The following is a 23831-nucleotide window of genomic DNA, read 5'->3' as shown; positions in this document are numbered from 1 at the left end:
GCTATTTAGCGAATTTCGCATACTTGATTTGGGTATATTCAGGGCAAAGGAAATGAACGGTGATGCCCACTTTAGCCAAGGAGTCCTTCCATGCCCACCATTTGTGGTCGGTTGCCTGTAGAATGGGTGGCTTATCGTTATGTGCATTTGCAGCAGCAACAAACTTGCGATCCGATTTATCGAAATTTCCCAGTTCGTCGTGATCTGGAAACTCATCGTATGAATCGCCCGTTTTGGTGATGGTCACTCTGTCGCAATATTCTGGATTATAACGGTGATCGTTCACCCATTTCATGAAAGCATCGCCAACGCCAGGTTGCCCCTCCATAGAAAGCTGCTGCCGGTATTCGTTGAAGATTTCATCCCCCGTATCGACAATCAGGCCACGCTTTTTGATTACATGCTCAACCGCATTAATACATGCAAGCACACACGCTTCGGGTACATCTGAATCCGGGTCTGGTTGGGTAGCGAGATTGGCCACCTTGGGCACATTGGTATCCACCAGGCATTTCTTCGGAAGGCTCATTCGGATACCTCCGGCTTTTTGGCGTTCTGCATCCGTTTCTTCATGGCCGCTTTGGCTTGCTCTGTGATGTCACCCATCTCATCACCGAAGAAATTTTCCGGCCAATTCTGGATGTTGCCAAAGATGTCAATTTTTAGAGGGTCGAGTGTAGGCGGGATCTTGTCAATGTTTGCGAAGTAAGCCGACACTTTTTCTTGGGGAATCTCGTTCTCGGCAATCCGACGTTGCAGCCGCCGCAGAAAATGTTCCGAATGGGTCTCGATGATCAACTGAATATTTCTATCCGTCCCGTTTTCTCTGGAGTTGATCACGTCAATCATCACATCGGCCAAAGCAGATTGCGCACTCGGGTGTAAATGAATTTCCGGCTGCTCCATAATGATTATTGAACCGGGAGGAGCGTAAAAACATTGAACCAGAACAGGTAGCACCTGTGAGATGCCAAACCCGACATCGGGAAGATCTACCCAGTCTTTTGAGCCTTTTGTTTGGACATTGACTTCGTATTCCTGGCGATTTTCAGCAATTTTTTTAACCCTGACATTATCAATTAGCCCCATGGACTTTAGGCTTGCAGCAATTATCTGCTCGAAAGGTTTGTTAAACTTTTTATACCCAAGGCTAATTTGTTTATTTTTGCTTGCAAGTAAGGCCGCAATGGTAAGTTCACCTGAATAACCAACACTTTCAGGTGTAATACCGCCCCAAGTGTAAAGTCTTTCCGTTTTAATCCTCAATGGTCCGAGATAGAATATGGACTTAAAAAGTTTTTCTTGTGCGAGATTCAAATCCTGGACAAACCCCGAGTTTTTATAGTAGTTGACCACCTCATCAGGAAATCCGTAAAAACGTACTGGTGGACTTGGATACCAGACTCTGCCAGGGTTTCTGATTAATGAATATTGTTCAGAATAGACCTCATATTGGCCTTGTTTTTTTGCAGATGGACTCATTCCAACTTTGAGAACGGATTCATCACCTTTCTTTATGTGGTAATTTAATTCTTCAATTTTCAGAATATCCGAATCTTTGTCGCATTTTACCTTTGCAGTAAAGTCGATCGTATCAGCTACAAAATTAGTCTGTGAAACGGTGTCCCTGAATTTCAGTTTTTCAAATGTCTCCCACTCGTATTCAAAGACGATCTCATTTTCGAGATTCCTTTGATAGACCATTTCGCGAAACGACCCCAACTGAACGACACTGTTTTTACCACCTGGATAAAAAATAGCCTTTCGATCTTGAGATTCAGCTGTTTGCTTCAGCATCATCAGGAACTGACCAATGCTGGACTTTCCGGAGCTGTTTGCACCGAAGATCAAAGAAATAGGAGCCAGGCTAATGGTGCCAGTATCCTTCCAGGCTTTGAAGTTCTGTATTCGTAATTGTTTGAGCATAACTATTCCCCTCCTATTCTTGTTACTGCCTGGTCGTACCACATGAGTAGTTTAGGGTCTTCTTTCAGGACGTTGTTGGGGATCTTGTCGGCTATGGCGACGATGACGGCGTAGTCACGCTCCTGCCAGGCTTTCTTGAATCCGGCGCGGACAGCTTCCAGGCGGAAGACCTTGAGCTTCTTTTTGACCTCTTTGTATTCCTCAAACTCTTTGAGCAGTGCCTTCTCGCGCAGCTTCTCCAGGTCGCCTGCCTTGTTGGGATCGGGTACGTACCAGCGGTCGCGTGCTTTGGCTACTAGAGTTGGATCATCCTTAGGTAAGTTGCGCAGCTCTTTCCAGTTGGTGGACAAATAAGAGTGGATCTGCTCAGGCACGGGGCCTTTGCCGTCGTAACAGAGGAAGTTCTGGTTCAGCAGTTCGCGCAGGTCGAGCTGGGCTTCGTTCTTGCTCCAGCCGCCGAGTTGCTGCATGAACTGCGGGTTGATGTCGGAAAAGGTCTGGGGCTTTTCCTTGATGAGATGACGAAGCCATTGAATGGCAGATGCCTCATCGGAGACGAACATGGACATCTGCTTGAGTTCACCTGAGGTCATTTTCTTGCGGTCGTATTCTGCCACCTGATCCGGCAGGAAGTACATGCCGTTACGCTCGATGAAACGCTGCGCCAGCCCGATCTGGAACTCCTGGCTTGAGATTGGCACGGGGTAACCCTTGCGGACGTAGTAAGCCACCATTTGGTCGAACAGGATGCGTGGATCACGTTCCGGAACGAACTGCAGCAAGGCTCCCTGCTGCTTGGTGACCGGCAGATACTTCAAGTGGGTACGAACAAAATCCCACACGCCTTCTTCGGTTTGCGCCTCCTTGGGGAATCGATCTTCAAAGCCGCCATTGGGTTTATATGCCGAGATAACGAGATCTTGCTTTACAGCAGTATTACCTACAATTGCGTTTAGTCCCCCCTGTTTTTTATCAAGAGCTGATACATTTCCAACGATAAATCCTGCGGCATTAATGGAAGCTTGTATGTTGTTCCATACATGAGCTTTAGTGTTGGAGAATTCAACCGTCATCCATCGCCCAGGCTTAAGTAGCCGGAAAATGTATGTAAAACAATCCGTCATTATTTTTCTGTAATCGTCGACGGATTTGCCCTGGGTTCTATTTTCGATGGCTTCTTGTTTGTTATTGGTGGTCACTTTGAGCCATGACTCCCACGTATGGCTCAACTCTGAGTACATCAAGTTCGAGCCGAATGGGGGATCGATAAAAACGTAATCCAAAACGCTCTCTAGCCGACTGTCACCATTGAGTTGAGAAGCGCTGCTTAATGAGATTAAAGTATCTCGTGTCCTTTGGTTTGGATACGCCTTAAAAGCCCTTACTTGTGTCTTGAGTCTTTCTTCCAGAAGTTTTGTCACAGCACTTTCCAAGCCGATAGACGGGGTGTAAATAACGCCTTTTCGAGGGCCTGGATTACATCCGCCACCTCCGAATACATAATTTTTCAGATGCAGCTGATTTAATTTTGTGGCCCCGCCTATAGAGCCAGTAAATAGAAATCTTACTTGAGGAGAATCAATTCTTGAATATACGGCCGATAAAACCTTGAGATTTCTATCGGTATAAAAATGGTGCACATGGGTAGTTCCCAGCCTAATAGGCTCACTTGTTTTGTCGCCTTTAGGGATTTGATCTACTGGGTGCCAGTATGGAAACGTGTTGGTTCCGATTCTTTTTAGAATGTCGAAATCTTCTTGGTCCGGTGTTTTTTCATATCGTTTCGATGATCCAGGCAGGCAATAATTTATTAATACAGGAACTTGCTTTGCCTGTCTGACAGTTTCATTCAGTGAAACATCAAACGTATTGATCCATGCTCTTTCTGCCCCCAATTTCCCTGTTTTAGCCCCACATTTTGGACAACTGAACTCATCTCTTACAATCGCTTCTTTTTTATCTATTGCTGCATCCCAGAAAATAATTTCTTCGGTACACTCTCCACAGATGAATACATCAGACCAAATTGTAAAATTAATACTTCCAACTCGTCCGTCTGAATGTTTAGTCTTGTACATCCAGCCACATTCTTTTTCAACTTCTTTTAGAATGCGTTTGGCCTCTTTCTCAAAGGCAAACACGTCAATAGGCGCGTTGTAGTTGTAAGCTATGAAAGTTGCTGCGGGGGATAGGTCGTTCAATACGGCCCGCCGTACACCAAGCTTTGAAAATGGTCGCCAAACCTTTTTTCCGTTTTCGTCTATCTCTTCCTGCAAAATCAAGCCATCGGGCATTACCTGATAACCCAGCGACATTATCATTTCCTTTGAGCCGCACATCTGCGCGGCTACACCAGTCATGCCGGTTCCGCAAAACCCGTCAAACACGATATCCCCCGGCTTCGTGTAGTGGAGGATGTATCGCATGATGGCTTTGTAAGGAACCTTGGTATGGTAAGAGTGCGCGTTGTATATCGGATCTTGTTTTCCTTCGCTTACATCTGCTGCAAAGGGTTCACGGTGGTAGTGGTAGCCTTCGGGCTGTTCCGGCTTTTGCGTCTCCCACTCGGCGATAAAGTCGGCGATCCAAGGGTTCGGGCAAGCGGTGTAGTAGGGAGGGTCACTTAGATTCAAAATATCTTCATCATTGCCGCTGGGAAAGCCTTCGATCTTGCGGAAGTCCATGTCCTGCAGCTTCTTGCGAAGCTCCTCGGTAAAGTGGGCGCGGCGGGCTTCGTCATTATCAAACGTCATGCCGAGGCAAGTCACTGGGCCGGAGGTCTTCTGCGTTTCTTCAAGCAGCGAGTCGAACAAACTGTTTTCTTTCATCTTTATAATCCTTGGCTTTGTCTTATGTCTCAGCTTGGTTATTCTTATTCCATGACGATCCGCACCTTGGCCGGGTCCTTGCCCTTGGTGAGCTGGTCGATGTACTCCTCAAAGCGTTTCTTCATCTCCGCCGGGGTGGCCGGGCCGTTGGTAACCTGCAGGGCATGTTGCAGCTCCTGCGCCTTGACGGTGACCTTGACCAGGCCGGAGAGTACTTCCTTCAGAGCGTGGACAAAGTTGCTGTCCAGTGGCACCGGCAGTTTCTTCGACTTGATGAAGGCCTCCAGCGGTTCACGGTCATCAATCTTCAGCAGGACCATGTTGGCCTGGGTGATCGGGTCCTCCAGATTGCTGAGGATGGTGGAGGTCCAGGCAGCCACCATGGCGTCGAGCTGAGCGTCCATCTGGTCGATCATCTGCGAGCCTGACACCGCGCCGGTTTCCACCGAAGGCCGGAATCCGCAATGCGGACAGATGGGCGCGGCGTCAAGGTTTTGCTCGGTCAGATCAAAGCAGCTCTTCAATTCTGCCAAGTGATTTTGGTAATCGGTGAGCTGCTGCCGGGGCATCAGGTCGATGCCAGCCAGTTTGAGCAGAATTTGCAGGCGCTGGTCGTGAAGCAGGGATGCTTTGCGTCTGTCGTCATTCACGCCCAACCGGGCCTTGGTATGCAGACCCATGTAGGCAATGATATAATCTTTCTTCAGCTTTTGCAGCTTGGCACCGATTGATTGGGACAGGGCCGCCAACTTAGTCAGGTCGGCCTGCCTGAGGGTATCCAACACATCCTGCCGGGTGGTTTTCATACGGTCTACCCAATCATGCTCCTCAGGCAACGCTGCTTCAGCGGTGGAGAGCCAGGATGCCGTCGGACCGTGATCCATGATGAACTCACGCAGAGCGTCGAGCTCGTCCAGTGCCTTTACGGACTTTTCGTGGGATTGCACTTCGGATGCGCTATAACGGAAATTTTTCAATTTACCAGGGGAGGAATAGGCCTGCAGCGATTCAAAGAATCCCTTGGCTTCGTCCCATCCGCTGGCTTGGCTTGTCAAGTCGGTACCCGCAAGTAGATCCAGCCCCCAGAAAGCAAGCCCTTCACGCAGGGTTTGCTGGGCCATGACGATGCGTTTAATGATCTTATCTACCGTTTGCAACAAGTTCTGCACCGGTTCGTCCTTGCCTTGTGTAACAAGCTGGGCCATGCCCGGCGTCATGCCGAGTAACTCGAACAGAGCCATGAGCGCGGGCAGGTTCCATTCTCTGGGCTGCTCGAGGTGCTTGAATCGGACCAGCTCATCCATGTTGGTCGCGGCGAGCTGTTGTAGTCCGGTGGCATCGAATTTTTTGCCCGGAATGGAAATCACAATGTCGCCGGAATAAACCAGAGAAGCCATCAGGACGCTCACCCATTCAGGTTCCAGACGCGAACCTCCCGGATTCATGTATTCCACCCCGTGATCGTCCTGGATGATCTCGCTACGGTTGACCACCTGGCCGTGCCCCTTGCTCTTAAAGGCATCAAGGATGAACTTGGTGTACTTCGATTTGGAGGGAACGATCTTTTCCCCATCAAGCAACTCCAAAGCGTCCAGTACTGCCGTGGCCTGCTTGGTGCGGTTCTGCCCGGCGATGGCTCGCAGAGCGTCCTGTGCGGCCTGTGCGCGGTTGTTGCCGGTGATCAGGACTGAGAAGAACGGATAGTCCGGAGCCTGGTCCGCGAAGTTTGGCGCCAGGCAAAACCCGGCAATGGTGTTAACCAGATCGCGGAAATTGATGGTCTCCTGTGGTGATACACCGGACAGATCGCGGATCGATTTCCCTTTGGCCCATTCTGTCATGGATTTGGATCGGCCTTGATAGGTCACTTCGAAGGCTTCACTCATGTGCATCTGTAGCCACTGAACCAGTTTTCTCAGAAAACCATTGGACTTCGATTCATAAGTAGCCTTGGCATGCCCCGATGAGGTAGCCGCAAGATCCAGTGCAGCCGCATAGCTCTTTAACGAGGTTTGAAATTCTTCGTCGATACCTTTCATGCGGAAGAATATCTCGTCGTTGGCCTTGTCGTCCTTGAAACGTGGCGGGTCGTTGGGCTGGATGAAGTAGAGGTAAAAATCCCGTTGCGGCACGACGGTAGAGCGCTCGTTGGGTGCGCCGAAAAAGAGATAACCGGAGCGAGCCGCTTTGTGCTCTTGCCAAACCAGTTCGTGCTGCCAGATCTTGTAGCCGGTCACGTAGGTGGCATCCTGGCATTCCATCACCCGTTTGAGGGCCTCATAATAGAACCGGTCGAGTTGAGCATGGCCCAGGCTTTCCGCCCGTTTTTCGATCAGAGCATCGAAATCGTCGGTCTTCTTCAGATCGAGATAGAACTGGCGGTTGTCGGCATTGAAAGAGATGAATTGGCCGCTGACTGTTTTGTGTATCTCTCGCAGGACTGTTTCCACATGGGTCTGGAGATCCTTGTCGGGCTCATCGCTCCCCAGTCCGACGATCAACGGATCGAAGAGGCATAGACGGTCACGTAGCTCTTCGGCAGATGCGCCCATAGGGGCATAGATATCACCGGTGGTGAGACGGTGCACGGACAAGGCGTGGATCAAACGCAAAGCCATCGGCTTATATTGCTCGCGCGTGATGGCGTTCTCGATGCGAGATTCCAGCACTTGACTACATTCGATGACTTCCCTGATCTCGGAAATAGCCCGGAAGGAGGGATTTTGCTTGAGCGTGTTCCAGTAGCTGTCGAAGGCAATCAGGCCGGGTTCATTCAGTGGCACATCCTTGTCGAGAATTCCTTTCATGCCCAAGGACAGGGTCTTGAGCACTTCGCGTTTTTCCACCACGGTGACACGTTCGAAGGTATCGATATAATCGGGATGTACCGGGAAAAGCCGGACAAATTCGTCCATCCGCTCATTGAGCCCGCCATAGTATTTGGCAAAGGGCATCAGGTAGTCTCGGATCTTGGCTTGTTGCTCGGCTGTCTTCTTGAGCAGGCGCTCGGCCACGACAAATTTCACATCCTTACGAGCAATGAGAATCTGCTCGAAGCGATCCTTTACACGGCGAATGCTGTCGGCGACAAAGGTGAAGCGCGGGCTGTCGAAAATGGCTTCCTGAACACCAGCCATGAAACGGAAACGCAGATCCTTGCAGACCTCACCAATCTCGCGAAGAAAGTTGAGATCAAGGATCAATTCCTGATCCTTGCGAGTGCGCAGGTAGTCGAGAAGCTCGTCGACAACCAGCAATAGGCCTTGCTCGGGGAACACCTCACCGAACTTGGCCATCATGTCTTCGAAGGCTCGTTTGTGGTTGGTGATAGTTTTGACTTCAGGGAACACATAGTCCACGCCGAATTTCTCAAGGTGTTCTTCCAACTCAGAGACCAGGATATCACGCAGGGACATGGTGGTAGCTCCGATTTCGGTACGGATGACTTTGAAACGCCCTGCGATCTGAGAGGCAACATCACGAACACCAGCATGGTTCAGATCAGCCAGCAGGGAAGCGTCAGCAGCGAGGCTGGAAACCACCGACATCAGGTGCGACTTACCGGTGCCATAGTTACCGACGACCAGCAGGCCCTTGTTGTCGGCAGGCTGGTCAAACTGCATCTGAGGGATGACAAGCTGCGTGAGCCGTTCAGCCATTTCGTCGGAAATGACATAAGTGCTCACGAGAGTATGTGCGGCGTTTGATTTGTCTGCATCACGCAACTGAACGACCGACTCAATCGGGTCGAATTGGATAAGATTGCCGTATTTCATGCTTGTTCTGATTCTTTTTTATTTATTGCCGAGTCGATCGTGGCCGTGCCATCCATACTTACGATCAGTACATCGGCCGAGTCATAGCAGCGGTACTCAGGATGTCCATGTTTGGCGTATAAAAGTTTCCCGGAATGGGTGGTTCCATTCCAAGAAGCAACTACGGATCGGTTTCTTGAAATCGACTGTAGCAGGCGCAAAGGGTCCTGTTGGAGGTCCTTGTCAAAAAGGATCTCGAGGTTATCCAGTATCACGGGTGATTGTGACTGGCTCACTACCTGATCAAGAATGCCTGGCAACCGAAGCGAGCGTTGCCTTGCTGTCAGTTCAAGCAATTCTCTGGAAAGAGTCAAATTGACATTGGCGACGGACGAAGCGAACTCATTAGCGACCTCCCGAAGAACATCGGTCTTGCCGGAACCTGTCTCACCTACAAGTAGCACAAGGCGATGATACAGACCTTCGGCTGCTTGGAGTGATCGTTTGATTTTTTCGTGTATGGATTCGGCCATAGTTGCTTCTTACTGCTCGTTGTTTGATGCACTTGTAGATCGTCTCATTGCTCACATTCAGATATTTGGATGTCCACTATTGTTCGCCCATCATCTGTATCCTGCGTTCATCATGTTTTCCGTCAAACTCAATTGTAACACCACAAACTAGCTCCCACAAATTACATTGGTGGCTTGTCAAAATCAAGTGTTTTTTGTGATCTTGAGTGAAGCGTCTAAAATCAAAAGCTCAATGAAGAACAAATTTACCAGGAGCAAGATGCAAAGATACATTCAAAACAATATCCCCGTGCACTACTTGAACGGATCGAAAGGCTCGCGGCCAAAACAAACAAAAACACATCAACTCTATGATATTATATCTAAGAATATCAACCGTACTTAAAGAAAAAATTAGAATTATATCCAAAAATGAATGATAGACAAAGAAATGCGATTTCGCTATACATACGATATAAGATTTCAAAAGCTCCTTACGTGAGCAATAGAGAACGAATTCTTACCATGGTTGCTTCCTAGGTGATGACGAGATGATGCGCGAGGTGTCCTTGCCCAGTTCCGTGATTTCGGAGCGCAGCGTCCACGCGTAGTCCATGAAGCCCATGCGGATGTCTCGGGATAGAGGTTTTCCAATGGGTCGGCAGGTTGCGGGTGTTACTGTTTGCGTTTTTTCGGGGGCAGAGGTTGTTGGGCGGGTTCTTTGGCGGGCGGGATGTTGAGTTTTTTCTTGAGTTCTTCGTCGACCAGCCGGGCCATCGGGAGGACGTTGAAGTAGGGGTTTTCCGAGACGATGGAGACGGCGGTGTTGCCGCGCGTGAAGTAGATGGCGGATTTCTCGCTGCCGAAGACGACGGCTCCATCCCTCCCGAGGCGGGCTTTGGTGGCGATGTCGAAGTCTCCCACCCAGCCGGGGTTGATGATCGAATACTTGATGACGTCCTGATCGGTTTGTACTTTATGATCCCAGCGATGAAGCATGTGATCCAATGCCCTGAAGTCAAGTACGGTGTTGATGGCCAGGTTGCGGTTGAACTGGTGGACGATGGTGTAATGGATGCGTTCGCTGCGGCTGCCCAGCGTGGCCTTGAAGCCGTCTTCCTCTCCGGATGTTTCCATGACCTTGAGCTTGCCGGTGGCGAGTTTGTCGACGATGTCGCCGCAGGCGACTCCTGCATTGATGTTGGGGATGGTGTTGACCATCGGTTCTTCCGGGATGTTCAAGGCATCCCTCAAGCGAACGCTGCTTCCGCAGGAAAGAAACGGCACGGAGCTGCGCAGGCCGTAGGTGACGGCCCGGTCGATTTCGATCGTGGTATTGCGGAGGGATCGTTTGGACTCTTCGTTTTTGGCCTGTTTCAATGCTTCCCCGGCCTCTTCCACCTGTAGTTCCCCTTGTTGCACGCGCGCGAATGTTTGTAGGATATCTCTCGTTTCCTGCATTGAGACCGGCCTTTCCAGAGTATTCTCCAGATGGAGTTCATGAAAGAAATAATGCGCATACGCATAAGCCAGTAATTGCTTACTCTGCGTCATACATAAAAGTTCATTTTTTTCGCGCTTGAATTGAATCGATCGGACAAAATCCATATTGAACGGCCTCGACATAGGCAGCGTCGCCATATGGATCATCCCGTGAAACCACCATGCCTGCATGATGTCATGGCTGGAGCCGTACATGGGGCTACAGTACAGGATACATTTGCCGTTCAGACCGTACACATGCAACCACCCGGCTTTGAATTGCATGTAATAATCCTTGATGCGGAAGGTGCGGTTATACCAGGGAAAGGCTTCTTGCCACAAGGGAGGGGCGGCGGCATGGCCGGAATCAGCAGGATAGGGATATGCTTCATGTTCCTGATTATGAAATTCGGTCACGATTTCTGCTCTCGTTTGGACGAGGCCTTTTCCGTCTTTGCCCGACAAGAGAAGGTAGTCGCCTTCCGCCATGGCCGGCAATCCGGCCATGGCGCAGACGATGAACACGATGTTTTTGTAGAAGGATGAAGGTGTCATTTTATTGGGAAGCTTGTTTGTTGTGAGTGTGCAGCATGATGTGGTGCGGTTTCGGTGTTTCAAAAACGGCATCGTACAATGTCACATAGCGCGACTGTTCGTAATCGACCAACCGAGAATCAGCTCTCGGCAGCGGCAACTGCCCCGAATTCGGGCGCACAAAAAACGGAGTGGGATCATAGATCCTGTTTCCGTGGCCGAGGAGTGCATGGCCTTTCTTCGTATCCAGCATCCGCGAGAGCGTACCGTATTCCATCCCGCAGAGCGACAACAAAGAATGGATCAAGGCGACGCCTTCTTCACAGATGATGACGGGGTGGTCTCCTCCGCACAGCCGCCGCGTGCATTGGGGGAGATCGATGCTGGTGGCGTGCCCTCCTTTCAGGAAATAGCGGTCGTCCATGTATTGCAGCACGGTCGAGACGATGATACCTTTCTCCAGCGCCGCCAGATTGTAGTCTCCCATTGTTTTCAACCCGTAGGAGAAGACGCTGACGGCATTGGCTTGCGCTCCGGCGGCATTGGTCGGCCATTCCAGCTTTTTGTATTCCGGTGGAGGTGGCGTTTCTCCCGGGCGGGACGGCACGGCCAGTTCGATCGGATTCTTGAGCTTGGTTTCCAGCAGCAGATGTCGCGTCAAGGCTTCCAGCGCGTCGATCCATGGCCGTTCCATGGTATTCTGCTCCTTCATGCCGGAGAGGGCGACCCATTCGTAGTCTTTCCCTTTCACCATGGTGTATTCCGCAGATGCCACACCATCCGTTTGCGAACGATCAGGAATGAAAGAAATCGCCGGTTCGGCGTCTTTCCCGAAAGACCATGTATAGGACGACCCCCGCAGCAGGTAGTTTCTCTCTGCATCGGTCAGTTCCCGCTTCAAGCCGGGAATGGAGATGGCGATTTTGTACTGTTCGCATTTTTCACGGCCCGATCCGCTGAGCAGCAAGCGCCAGGAGGAGTACGCCGCCGAGGTGTCGGGGGTGCGCTGTTTCAAGGTGGATTCGCCGAAGACGGCGAAGACCCGGCCGATGCGTGAGGAGTCCTTGCCCAGTTCCTCGTTTTCGGTGCGCAGCGTCCACGTGTAGTCCATGAAGCCCATGCGGATGTCTCGGGATAGAGCTTTTTCGGCCTGTACATCCGCCTGAAAGAGGCGGTATTTGGCACGAGGAAGCGGCAGCCGGAAGAGTTCGATCGATCCGCTGCCGACGGGGGTGATGTTGGTGGCCGCATTCAAAGCGACAGCCATATTCTTATAAGTATATCCGTTCAGGGAGTCGCCGCCTTCGTTTTCTTCCAGTGCCGCGGGTTTGCCGTCCGCACTCCGTGTTTTGGTGGCATCGCCCGTCAGCGTGAGTTTGGCAGGATCCGCCGCCAGAGCTTCCTTGACGGCGAAGAGGATTTTGTAGCGCGGCGTGATGCCCGCCTTGTAGGCGGCGGTTTCTTCCGAGCGCAGGCGGGCGACGGAGCGGTTGTAGCGAAGGTTTTCGGGGTTTTTGACGGTGAAGGAGCCGAGGTTGCCCGTACCCGTGCCTTTCGCATACCCTATGCCGGTGGCGTAGGTGAGCGGCGAGTCCTTGCCTCCCGTGCCGGAGACGGTTCCTTCGGCGATGTATTCGGCGACGGCGACTTCTTCTCCCCGGAATTCCTTGAGGATGGTGATGGCGTCTTCCGCCGAGTCGCCCTTGATGCAGTCGCAGGCGACGGCGAGGACGACGAAGTCCGGCGAGGCGTTTTTGTCCGAGATGACGACGGCTTTGGCGATGTCCGATTCAAGGTAGACTTTTTCTTCGGAGGATCCGGCGGCAAACCCGCTCCATCTGACTTGGGCATCGAAGGGGACGACGCGGCTGTGGTCGGCGGATGTGTTCTTTCCGACATCGATCAAAGAGGCGTCGTCTTTCAGGCAGAGGAATCCGTCGTAAAGCTTGATGCTCTCATTGAGTGTCTGATAGAAGGTTTCACCCCAGTTGATCTCTGCCGCTCTTTTCTTTTGATGGTAAGTACCCTTTTGATTATAAAGGGAGGTGTGTTCGACCCAGTCGTCCGTCCACGGCAGTTTGGGGGCACGGATCGTCCTGCCGCTTTTGTTGACCGCTGTTTGCCATGTTCTGACACGGTCGGCATCCGCTACATAATCGCTCACCGTGTTTCCGGACCTGCCTCGTTCAAGCATGTCTTTCCATGGGCATGTTTCGAATGAGTGCTGGGTTGTATTCAAACGCCCGGTATCCAAAGCTGCCGTGATGTCCTTTCGGTGGCTTGCTTCCTTGTATGTAAACTTCTTCACCGCCTCTGTGGCGGTTGTAGTCCAGTTTTTCCACAAGGCAAAGTCGATGGCAATGATTTTCTGAGCATTCTGCGGGTGCCTCCATGCATAGAAGCTGGTGGAAGGGCGTGCCCAGAAGTCGAATACCCATTGGTCTTTTGCTACGAGTTTTGCAGGTACGGGCCAGAGGTTGTCGAGCCTGCCCCAGACGATGGATTTCTTCTTTTCGGCCAGTTCCTGCCGCCAGACGGGGTCATAGGGGGCGACGCAGGCGACTTTTGCCCCGAGGAGGTCGGGGCGTGCGCCGTAGAAGAGCTGGGCGCCCGCCAGCGTGCGGGGATTTTCCGCGTAACGCGAGGGGTCGACTTCGTAGAGGATGTCCGGAGTGAGGGAGACGAATCGGACGCGTTTGGCGGCCTTGTCTTCCGCCCCGGGGTTGGGAGTTTGGTCATCATCCGTGTCTTCGATGATGACGTCTCCCGCCCGAGGGGACGGAGCGGCGGGGGAGACCGCACAGGAGAGGCAGGATGCCAGCGCGAGGGAGAGGGTGGCTTTCATGGTCGTAGCGGGGTGGGGAAGTTGAGTCAGATACCGAAGATTTCGTCATCGTCTTCGTCTGGCAGAGTTTGCGTGCCGGTCGGTTGGGGTGCTTTGCCGGACGGTTCCGGATCGAAAGGACTTTCGCTTTCATCTTCATTTTGGAAGCGTTCGGGGTGTTCTTTCCTTTCTTTCTCGAGGCGTTCCTGTTCCTGCTTCCATGCCTCTTCTTCAGCCCGGAGGCGGGCTTCTTCCTTGCGTGCGAGTTCCTTGCGCTCCGCGATGCGCTGGCGCAGGGTGGCGAGGTCGGGGTTCGGCGTGCCTTTGTAGCCTTTGCGGTATTGTTTCCAGTCGATCCGGTGGAGGTCGAGGTATTCGAGTTCTTCGATGCTCAAGGGGACGACTCCGGGGCTGAAGGGTCTCCATGCCGCCGAGCGGGCATGGACGTAGAGTTCCTGCACTCCTTCCCAGGCTTTGTCCATGGCGGCGTCGTAGGCTTTTTCGGTGGCGGGGGTCCACAGGCCGAGTTGCCAGCGGCAGTAGTCGAGGTAGCCGGAGGGGGCGAGGCCGCAGCCCTGCATGTAGCGGTAAGCGGTGAGGGCATCGAGCCGGGAGCGGAGGCGGTCTTTGTCCGGGAGGAGTTCGGGGTGGGTAGCGCGGCTCCAAAGGGCGAGGGGAGCGGCCGGGAGGTCGCCGGGCTGGAGGCCGCGGTAGTCCCAGTCGCTCAAGGGGGCCGGGGATTGGCTGGTGGCGAGTTTGCCGATGAGGGTGGGCGGGCGCTTGATGATGAGGCGGCTTTCACGTATGGGGGAGATGAAGACGCCGTTCAAGATGGTGTTGAAGGAGTTGTTGCGGCAGACGCGGACGAGGTAGGTGGCGGGGCCGGTGACGTAGAAGTTTTTGTAGCAGCCGCTGCCGGAGAAGTCGCGGATGCGGGTGCGGGCGAGGACGGGGTTGAAGGACTGGAGGGAGGCGAGGTCTTTTTCCTGCGTGTGTGTGTCGCCGGTGCGGAGTTCGACGAGGTAGTCGCGGTAGCCGCTGCGTTTGACGTGGCCGTTGGGGTTGTAGAAGTAGAGGGAGAGGAGGTGGGGGCCTTCGGGGATGGTGGTTTTGACCCAGACATCCGGCCCGTCGTGGCTCATGGGGTATTCTTCTCCGTGGTCGTCCCATTCGGCTTCGGTGCGGGTGCCGGCTTCCGGGTTGCGCAGGACGTTGGGATTGCCGGGGAGGTGGCCGTCGTGCAGCCAGAGGCGGAGGTGGTCGCCTTTTTGGCGGTGGGGACCGATCATGCCGCCGATGGAGGGAGGTTCGTCCTGGGCTTCGAGGTCGATGAAGACGTTTTCGGGGGAGGCGGCGGCGCAGAGCATGGCGACGCTGCGGCCGTAGCGTTCGAACCAGTTGCCGCGGGTGAGCCAGTCTTCATGCCAGTAGAAGGCGGGCTCTTCGGAGGGCTGGCCGGAGGAGGCGTTTTTCTGCAGGCGGGCGATTTCTTCTTCCCGGGGGATGGTGGGTGCGAAGGGATGGGTGCGCGGCGTTTTGGCGGCAGGAGCCTTAGACCCGGGGAGGGCCGGGAGCTGGGCGACGCGCTGGAGGCCGCCGCCATAGGTGGTGGCATAGAGGATGCCGGAGGGGAGGCGGAGGAAGCCGGTGACCCATTTCGCACGCGGGTCTTTTTGTTTGTTGAGTTCGGCGGTTTCCTGCATGGGGGCGAGGGTGGCCGGGTCGACGAGCTGGGCGCCCGCCTGGCGGTAGCCGATCCAGAGGCCCTGTTCGCAAGGGTAGAGGGCGGTGACGTGGTCTTCCAGCAGGAGGTCGCCGGGGGCGGCCTGGCGGATGGCGGCGGGGAGTTTGGTGTCGTAGAGGCCTTTGTTTTTGGCTTCGTAGTCGCGGCCCCGCAGGTAGTTCCAGGTGGCACCTGCATTGCCGGAGGTGGCGACTCCGGCGGTGCTGCCGTACCAGATGCGGTCTTGGCCGCCCGCCGCGATGGCGTTGCCGAGGTTGGAGGGGAGGCCGGTGCCTGCGGCATCGTAGGGCTGGCGGACACGGTTGCGGTTGTCGTAATGCCACGGCGCCTGGGTGTTTTTCCACGAGGCATATCCGTTGGCGGAGGTGGAGGTGCCGATGCCGCCGCAGTTGTAGGCGGCGAGGAGGTTGGCTTCGCCGTCGAAGGCGAGGGCGGCAGCGGCATCGTCCGCCAGTCCTTCGGCCCGGGTGAAGAAGGTCCATTTGTTGTCTTTGTAAAGGGCGATTCCGCCGGAGGTGGCGACGGCGACGCGGTTTTTCCATGTAGCGATGTCGTAGATGCGTTCGCCGGGGATGCCGTCTTCCCGGGAGTATGTTTTCCACGATTGGCCGTTCCAGACGGCGATGCCCCGGTTGTCCGTGCCGGCCCAGATGTTGCCGGAGGCGTCTTCGGCCAGGGCATAGGCATTGAGGGTGTCAGGATAGCCCGGCTGCAGGTGCATGGGTTCCCATGTGCCGCCGTCCGTGCAGCGGTAGATGCCTTTGCCTTCCGTGGCGATCCAGACAGTGCCGTCTCCGGTCAGCAGTCCTTCCGTGATGTACGGGGTGGGAGCCTGCGGCAGGCTGGCCGGGGTGGCGTGCAGGCCGGGAGCAAGAACCACGCCCAATGCGAGGGTTACGGGAAGATAGGAGAATAGAGTATGTTGCATGGTAGGAGATGGATGTGGTTTGTTATATGAATCCCAATCTATCAGTTCTCGGCATGACTGCAAGATAAAAAAGTATTACAAGTATGTAACAGGTTGATTATTTTTTCTTGATAAATAAGATGTGACAGAAAAGGAAAGAGCTAAAAGAACCACTGAATCTGCTGCTTTCCCGTTGGATGGATAATCTATCAAAAAATGTTGAGCCAGAAGACGATGAACATGACGATTGGTAAAACGATATCACCCTTTTACTCGGAGACTATACATGATTGTAATCCGTGCATGGTACATGCATTGGGAGTACCCATCGGGGGCATAGACAGAAAGTGGGGAGCCTCCGAACCATCATATTATTGTCTCGGAATTTTTTAAAGTATCATCTTACGAAGAAGAATCTTTCATCTCTCTTTGCGTGAAAGACTATAGAGCCTTGTCATAATTTTCGATTGAAACGAAGTTTGCTCCATATCTAAACTACCCGTCAATTTCTATAGCTTTTCGGGTTTTCATCTTAAATGCACCTTTACACTGGACTGTACTCTCTCTCCGTGTTTTCAAGGCTTTTAACCCTTATCCAATGCTATCTCACCCCTCTTGACAAGGATCATTTCTGAATGGAGCTGCCGTGCAGGAAGTTGTATGTTTCGATTTTGCCGTGCGGCTCGGCAGGAGTGAAGCGGATTTGGTGGCCGGAGATGTCGCAGGGGGCAAGGCCGGGGGTGGTGGACAGGGGCGGTTCGTGCTGCCATTCGGTCCAAGGTATGAGTTGGCAGGATGTGATCGATAGGGCGAGAGTGGCCGCGAGCAGTGTTTGATATCGGATCAATGGGCGCATGGGTAGAGGCTGTTCGAAGTGTTATCTCTCGATTGGCAGTTTGGGGGCACGCTGCGGTTTGTTGAGTTTGACTCCGATCTTCATGAGGTAGAGGGGGAATTCTACGGAAGGGTGTGTTCTGGATGTTTCCTGTTCGTAGACCAAATCGAGAGCGGTCAAACCGTCGGGGGTGGTGGCGTTGATGTCGGCCCCCCGTTCAATAAGCAGGCGGATAAGGGATTGGTTGCGTTGAAGAGCTGCATTGATGAATGCTGTGCGGCCTTGTGAATCGCGGGCTTCTATGTCGAGGCCCATGTCGAGGAGGCGTTTGACGAGTTTTTCTGAATCTCGGCTGGCGGCAATGGGCAGGCACGCGGGATCGGCTTTCAATCCGTGCTGGAGGAGATCGTTCCAGATGGTTTCGTTGTATGCAGGGGCGTCCGCGAGGCATTCGGAGAATGTCATTTTAGGAGTGTTCAGAGAGTGGTCGGTGATTATTGCCTGTGGCAAGGCTCCATGTTCGACGAGGAGGCGTGCCATGCCGAGGTTTTCGTTCCGGCAGGCGAGCAGGAGAGGCGTACCGATTTGCGGGTGGGATGTGTTTGCATCGGCTCCTTGAGCCAGAGCCTGAATCGCCGTTTCCTGATCGTCGTAGATGGCAGCGAGCAGGAGTGCGGTATTTGGATGTTTTGCGTCGTAGTCCGGGGGTGTGTCAGGCTGAACGAGTAGTTCTCCGGGGAGGTCGCCGGCGGGTTTGCAATATTGTTCCGGGTGCCGGATTGATCTGAAGGGGAAGTCTTCCGGATATAGTGTGTATCTTCGGAATGTGCCTTCGATGGTGTCGCCTGAATAAAGCAGAGGGTTTTTCTGCTCGGCAATGAAGGGTGTGGCCAAGTGCCATTCTTCCATGACGAAGAATCCGGTGATGGGTTCACGTGTGCCTTTGATGATGATGTTGGCTCCCTTTTGGCTCTGGCTCCGGATGGCACTGTTCAATTGTATGAGCGTATCCCACTCTTTCGAGTTGCGCGTGGCGCGGATGGGGATGCGTGTTCCGGAAGTTGTGTAAGCATAGGCGTTGTGTCCAGTCCATGAATAATGGTATCGATAGAGTGCCGGGGGCGAGGAGGGGTATTGCGCCAGTTGCCGGATTTCTTCAAGGACGGTGGATGGCTGTATTTTGCGGATCAAGGGTGATTCCGGTTTTTCCTTGATGGCCTTTTCGATGAGAGGGAGTGCAAGCTGTGCCTGCTGGGCGAGGGTGGCGAATCGCGCCTTGTTGCTGTATTGCTTGTGGTCGATCCGGTCGTCCCATTCTTCGAGGCGGGAGGTGAATTGCTCCCATTCCTGTATAGCCTGTTGCGGGTCGGGAGATGCGAGGAGTTCGGGAATGCGGGGTATGAAGCGGATCCATTCGTCGAGGATGTTCCGTACGGTTTGCCTCGGTTGGTTGTTTTCGGCAGTGTGCAGGGAGAGTGAGGGTTGAAGTGTGGCGTGTGTAGTTTGGAGCAGGGAGCATGTCAGAGCTGCGATGATGCAGTAGGATGCGGGGAGGTGTAGTTTCATCGCCTGTTTTTATACCTTTTTGCCTTGCGGATGGCGAGAGGAATTTGCGGCCGGTTCAGAGGGAGCTGCGAGAGGGATGAGTGCATGCCGGTATGACGGGAGGAAAGGGAATGTCCGTGACATGTCCGTGTTCGTGTGTTACCCTCCGCCTGCCTTGACGGGAGGCTGTATGACGATGGCTATGATCAATTTGAAAGGTTTGGTGGATAAGACGGAGATGAAGCAGTTCCTGCTGCTGGCTTTGCCGTTGCTGATCGGCAATTTGTCTCAGACGGGCATGGGGGTGGTGGATACTTTGGTGGCAGGACGTGCCGGCCCTGACGATCTGGCGGCGGTGGCACTCGGTTTTTCGATTGCCACGCCGGTGACTTTGGCCTGTACGGGGTTGCTTTCGATTCTCGGGCCGATGATTGCGAGGTTGCGCGGTGAGAATCGCCATGGACGTATCGGGCATTTGATGCATAACGGCGTGGTGCTGGCTTTGATGTTGTCCGTGCTGGCGATGGCGGCGATGTTTTTTCTCAGTCCCGTGCTGGGATGGCTGGCAGATGAGGCTGCGGTGGGAGAGATGGCGGAGGATTATCTGATGGCCGTGATGTGCGGGGTGCCGGGGGTGTTGTGTTTTTGCGCTTTGAGGAGTTTGAACGAGGGGTTCGCGATGACGCGCCCTGCGATGATCGTGGGTATAGCGGCGTTGCTGGTGAATATTCCCGCGAATTATGTGCTGGTGTTCGGCTATTTCGGGTTGCCGAAGCTGGGTGGCGTGGGGTGCGGCGTAGCTACGGCATTGATTAACTGGCTTCAGTTGGGTGTGATGCTGCTGCTGGTGTGGTCGCACAAGAAGCATGCTCCCCACAGGAAGCAGATGGTGGCGGTGCGCAAGCCTGCGTGGAAGACGGTGGGTGCGATTTCGAAGCTTGGGTTTCCGCTGGGGGTGTCGCTGTTGTGCGAGGTGTCGTTTTTCAGTGCATCGACTTTGGTGCTGGCTCCGCTCGGGAAGATTGTGGTGGGCGCGCATCAGGTGTGCATCAATGTGTCTGCCATGGCTTTCATGCTGCCTTTGTCGGTGGCGGTGGCTTCTTCGATTCGCATGGCTTATTTCGTGGGGCGCAAGGATTTGGTGCGGTTCGATTTGCTGACGCGTACGTCGTGTGCCTGCATGGCGGTGATTACGACGGTGCTGATGACGGTGCTGATTTGTTTTCGTGTGCAGATTGCGGAGTTGTTCCAGCCGGGGAATGCCTCTTTGGTCGAGGTGGCCCGGGTGCTGCTGGTGTTGTGTGCCCTGTACCAGATTCCGGATAGCATGCAGGCTTTATGCGGAGGGTTTTTGCGCGGCTGCCACGATACGCAGGTTATTTTCCGCGTGAATATGCTGTGCTATTGGGGAGTAGGTTTGCCGCTTTGCTATGTGTTGTCCCGTACTGATTGGCTGGTGCCTGCGATGGGGGCTGCAGGGGCATGGACGAGTTTTATCGTGGCGTTGTCGTTGACGGCGCTGTTGCTTGTGCGGCGTTTCATGAGAACTCGCCGTGTTTTGTTTGCCCGGATACAGGGGGAGGAGTCTCGGGCGAAGCAGGGCCGCCTTTCATAAATAAAAGAAAATGCCGCCATGCAGGCGGCATTTCGATAGATGAAGTTGTCGGGAGTGCCGGGGTTTCAGTATATGTCCGGGATCAATCCGGAGTTCGTCGAACCAAGGGGGAGGCGTTCGATGATTTTACTGTCGAGGTTTTCTTCTTTATGCTGGGGGAAGAGGCGGCTGTCGATCAGGTCGTGGCCGATGGTCGGCATTTTGTCGTCGGTGACAGGAGTGATTTGGATGTCGGTCGTTGTTTCCTGCGAGACGCGCCTGATTTCAGGCAGATGGGTGGGGGTGGGGTCGTAGATGCTGTCCTGCGTTGTATACTGGGCGGCAGGTTCGTCCTGCGGCCAAACGGTGTAGGAGACGGCTCCGACGGTGACGGCGAGGAGGCATCCGTATGCCCAGCTCCAGCCGCTGTTGTGTTCAAAGAAGGCCTTGAGACGTTCGCGGATGAGGCTCCGGACGGAATGATGCATGGCCTTGTGGGCGAGGCGATCCTTGAAGTCGGCGAGGAAGCGGTCTTCGAAATTCGCTTCCTTGGTCGGTTCGCGCCTGAGGGAAGCTAGAAGGGCGGAGAGCTCTTGTTCGCTTACTGTACAGGCAAGGGGATCGTCTTCTTTTGTAGACTCTGTTTCCATGATGTATCGGATGGTGTGAAACGGTGTTACCTTGGTGCGTGATCGCTATGGCTAAGGTATGAAGTGTTGACGCTTCGGGGGAGGCCGATGTTCAATTTTTTTGGGTCTTGCGGAAAAAAACTAGGATACTTCGTCGGAGAGCATTCCCTGCAGCTGTTTATGCGCGTAGTGGAGGCGGGAGCGCAGGGTGCCTTCCGAGATGTGGAGGATGGCTGCGATTTCCGCATAGCTCATGCCCTGTATGTCGAAGAGGGTGACTACTTCACGGTGTTTTTCGGAGAGGCTGCCGAGCGCTTTGCCGAGTTTGGCCTTGAGGTCGCTGATGTAGGCTTGCCGGGCAGGGTCGGAGGTGATGGAGGTGTCGGCAAGGCGTACGTCTTTTTCAAGGGCGTCGCCGTGTTCGTCGTTGTCGATGCTGTAGCTGTTTTCCCTTTTTCTCCGGCGCAGGAAGTTGCGGGCCTGGTTGGCCGCGATGGAGTAGAGCCAGGTGTAGAAGGTGCTTTTCCCGTTGAAGTAGTGGAGGGAGTTGTAGGCTTTGAGGAAGGATTCCTGTGCGATGTCGTAGGCGTCCGCTTCACTGCCGATCATTTGGTAGAGCATGGCGTGCAGCTTGCGGCTGTGCCTTCTGACGAGTTCGTCGTAGGCCCGCGTTTTTCCGTTGCGCGTGAGGTCGACAAGTTCGGCGTCGTCGAGCTCGTGGGGGTTGATCGGTTTGCTGCTGTCGTTCATGAGAGGCTTTGTGTCGATGAAGCTTCCTCTCCCGGTTCAGAGAGGGAGGGCATAGGATCGGCCGGTGCGGCCTTCATACCAGGCGATGTAGGCGGTGTTGACGGTGGTGTAGCCGCCGGGCGTGGGATAGTTGCCCGAGAAGTACCAGTCGCCGCAGGGTCCTTCGATGGATTTGTGAAGAGCTTCGATGCTCTGGAAGATGACCTGAACGGGACAGGCAGCATCGTCAGGGGTGACGAGGCGGGTGATTTCTTCCGAGATTTCGTCGTCGGTGAAGGGTTCGTAGATGGCTTTGACGCAGTTGATTCTCTGTTCTTTCGGCAGGGTCAGCTGCTGTTTGCACGCTTGGTAGGTGGCTTCGAGGATGTGGTGCAGTTCCCGTTTTTTCAGGAGGGAGACGGCGGCTTGGAAGGCGATGAATTTGCCGAGTTCCGACATGTCGATGCCGTAGCAGTCGGGGTAGCGGATTTGCGGTGCGGTGGAGGCGATGACGATTTTACGCGGGCGCGCCCGGCCGAGGATGTGGAGGATGGAGGTTTTGAGCGTGGTGCCGCGGACGATGGAGTCGTCGATGGCGACGAGGGTGTCTTCATTGCTGACGGCGCCGTAGGTGAGGTCGTACACGAGGGAGACGAGCTGGTGGCGGCTTTTTTCCTGCGTGATGAAGGTGCGCATTTTGATGTCTTTGTGCGCGATTTTTTCAGCACGCGGCCAGCGTCGCAGGATGGCTTCCTCGATGAGGTCTTCGGTCATGGTGCCGTTGCGGTAGGCTTCGAGGAGGCGTTTGTGGACGCGCTGGCGGCGGTAGAGCCGGAGTCCTTCGAGCAGGCCGTAGTAGGCGGTTTCCGCGGTGTTCGGGATGTAGGTGATGGCGGCTTTGTCGAATCCTCCGTCGAGGGAGGCGACGACCTGTTCGGTGAGGGCTGCTCCGAGGGCTTTGCGTTCGCGGTAGATGATGGGGTCGTTGCCGCGGGAGAAGTAGATGGATTCGAAGGAGCAGGGGGTGGGTTCGAGGGGCTTGGTGTAGGTGCCGAGCCGGACGGTGCCGTCGTTTTTGACGCAGAGGATGTGCCCCGGTGCGAGTTCCTGCACTTCTTCGCTTTCCTTTTCCAGTACGCTCATGAGCGGGACGCGTTCGGAAGCGATGGCGATGTATTCATCGGTCATGACGTAGTGGCAGGGGCGGATGCCGTGCGGGTCGCGCAGGCAGAAGAAGTCGCCGTTGCCGACTGCGCCGAGGATGGTGAAGCCGCCGTCCCAGCCTTGGGAGGCGCGGCTGACGATGTCCACCATGTCGATGCGTTCGGAGATTTTCTGCGGGATGTCGGAGCCGGGGATGCCGGCATCGCGGAGTTCGCGGTAGAGGTCGGTATGGGCTTCGTCGAGGTGGAAGCCGATTTCTTCGAGGACGGTCTGGGTGTCGGTGCCGAAGACGGGGTGTTGCCCGCGTTCGATGAGGCGCTGGTTGAGTTCACATGCGTTCGTCATGTTGAAGTTGCCCAGCAGCATGAGGGAGCGCGTGGCCCAGTTGGTGCGGCGCAGGTAGGGGTGGCAGGAGCCTTCGTCGAAGCGGCCGGAGGTTCCGTAGCGGAGGTGGCCCATGAGGATTTCTCCGCCGAAGTCGAATTTGTTTTTGAAGGAGTCGGCATCGGAGGGGGATATGCCTCCTTTGCGGATGAGTTTGCGGACGCGTTTCTGCTGGCTGTTGAAGATGTTGCTGAGTGCGTCCTTGGTGGCGTCGCGGGAACGGAAGATGTAGGGTTCTCCGAGGGGCATGCCGAGCTTGATGCAGCCGATGCCTGCGCCGTCCTGCCCCCGGTTGTGCTGCTTTTCCATGAGGAGGAAAAGCTTGTTGAATGCCCACATGGGGGTGCCGTATTTGTCGGCGAAGTAGGAGAGGGGTTTCAGCAGGCGGATGGCCGCCACGCCGCATTCATGATGTAGAGGGTCGCTCATGGTTGCTCCG

The 23831-nt window shown here is 54.4% G+C and carries 14 protein-coding genes; 1 reads left to right on the top strand and 13 read right to left on the bottom strand.

Annotated elements, in window-relative coordinates; all coding sequences use genetic code 11:
* Position 1 precedes the first annotated feature (1 nt).
* From AC781_RS08525 to AC781_RS08480, 10 genes are all read right to left on the bottom strand, one after another.
* Positions 2 to 529: a hypothetical protein gene (locus AC781_RS08525; RefSeq protein WP_067776565.1), complete on the bottom strand. Its 528-nt coding sequence runs from the start codon at positions 527 to 529 to the stop codon at positions 2 to 4.
* Complete coding sequence (locus tag AC781_RS08520; RefSeq protein WP_067776561.1) at positions 526 to 1926, bottom strand: AAA family ATPase; 1401 nt, start codon at positions 1924 to 1926, stop codon at positions 526 to 528. The genes AC781_RS08525 and AC781_RS08520 overlap by 4 nt, the downstream gene beginning before the upstream one ends.
* A gap of 2 nt (positions 1927 to 1928) precedes the next feature.
* Positions 1929 to 4754, bottom strand: a complete 2826-nt coding sequence (locus AC781_RS08515; RefSeq protein WP_067776558.1) for a DNA methyltransferase — start codon at positions 4752 to 4754, stop codon at positions 1929 to 1931.
* 44 nt (positions 4755 to 4798) lie between these two features.
* Complete coding sequence (locus AC781_RS08510) at positions 4799 to 8530, bottom strand: DUF6079 family protein (RefSeq protein WP_067776555.1); 3732 nt, start codon at positions 8528 to 8530, stop codon at positions 4799 to 4801.
* Entirely contained in the window at positions 8527 to 9042 is a 516-nt protein-coding gene (brxF, locus tag AC781_RS08505) for a BREX-3 system P-loop-containing protein BrxF (protein ID WP_067776551.1), read from the bottom strand. Before brxF ends, AC781_RS08510 begins: the two co-directional genes overlap by 4 nt.
* A gap of 654 nt (positions 9043 to 9696) precedes the next feature.
* Positions 9697 to 11058 carry a hypothetical protein gene (locus AC781_RS08500; protein ID WP_067776548.1) on the bottom strand — a complete coding sequence of 454 codons (1362 nt, stop codon included), beginning with the start codon at positions 11056 to 11058 and terminating at the stop codon, positions 9697 to 9699.
* Position 11059: 1 nt separating this feature from the next.
* Positions 11060 to 13882: a hypothetical protein gene (locus tag AC781_RS08495; RefSeq protein WP_067776545.1), complete on the bottom strand. Its 2823-nt coding sequence runs from the start codon at positions 13880 to 13882 to the stop codon at positions 11060 to 11062.
* A 26-nt stretch (positions 13883 to 13908) separates the two neighbouring features.
* Positions 13909 to 16533, bottom strand: coding sequence for a two-component regulator propeller domain-containing protein (locus tag AC781_RS08490; RefSeq protein ID WP_141675830.1), 2625 nt, complete (start codon positions 16531 to 16533; stop codon positions 13909 to 13911).
* Between the two features lie 604 nt (positions 16534 to 17137).
* Entirely contained in the window at positions 17138 to 17368 is a 231-nt protein-coding gene (locus AC781_RS08485) for a hypothetical protein (protein ID WP_067776539.1), read from the bottom strand.
* A 21-nt stretch (positions 17369 to 17389) separates the two neighbouring features.
* Complete coding sequence (locus AC781_RS08480) at positions 17390 to 18913, bottom strand: ankyrin repeat domain-containing protein (protein WP_067776536.1); 1524 nt, start codon at positions 18911 to 18913, stop codon at positions 17390 to 17392.
* 181 nt (positions 18914 to 19094) lie between these two features.
* On the opposite strand from AC781_RS08480, the gene AC781_RS08475 reads away from it, so the two are divergent.
* Positions 19095 to 20507, top strand: coding sequence for an MATE family efflux transporter (locus AC781_RS08475; RefSeq protein ID WP_172801753.1), 1413 nt, complete (start codon positions 19095 to 19097; stop codon positions 20505 to 20507).
* Positions 20508 to 20572: 65 nt separating this feature from the next.
* On the opposite strand, the gene AC781_RS08470 is transcribed toward AC781_RS08475, so the two are convergent.
* From AC781_RS08470 to AC781_RS08460, 3 genes are all read right to left on the bottom strand, one after another.
* A complete protein-coding gene (locus AC781_RS08470; RefSeq protein WP_067776530.1) occupies positions 20573 to 21136 on the bottom strand; it encodes a hypothetical protein in 564 nt (187 codons plus the stop codon).
* 120 nt (positions 21137 to 21256) lie between these two features.
* Positions 21257 to 21865, bottom strand: coding sequence for an RNA polymerase sigma factor (locus AC781_RS08465; RefSeq protein ID WP_067776526.1), 609 nt, complete (start codon positions 21863 to 21865; stop codon positions 21257 to 21259).
* A 36-nt stretch (positions 21866 to 21901) separates the two neighbouring features.
* Positions 21902 to 23821, bottom strand: a complete 1920-nt coding sequence (locus AC781_RS08460) for an amidophosphoribosyltransferase (RefSeq protein WP_067776523.1) — start codon at positions 23819 to 23821, stop codon at positions 21902 to 21904.
* Between the last annotated feature and the right edge of the window lie 10 nt (positions 23822 to 23831).

The organism is Neoakkermansia glycaniphila, assembly GCF_001683795.1.
Lineage (GTDB): Bacteria > Verrucomicrobiota > Verrucomicrobiia > Verrucomicrobiales > Akkermansiaceae > Akkermansia > Akkermansia glycaniphila.
The sequence above is the reverse complement of the archived record's forward strand: the minus strand, read 5'-3'. Positions and strand labels throughout refer to the sequence as shown.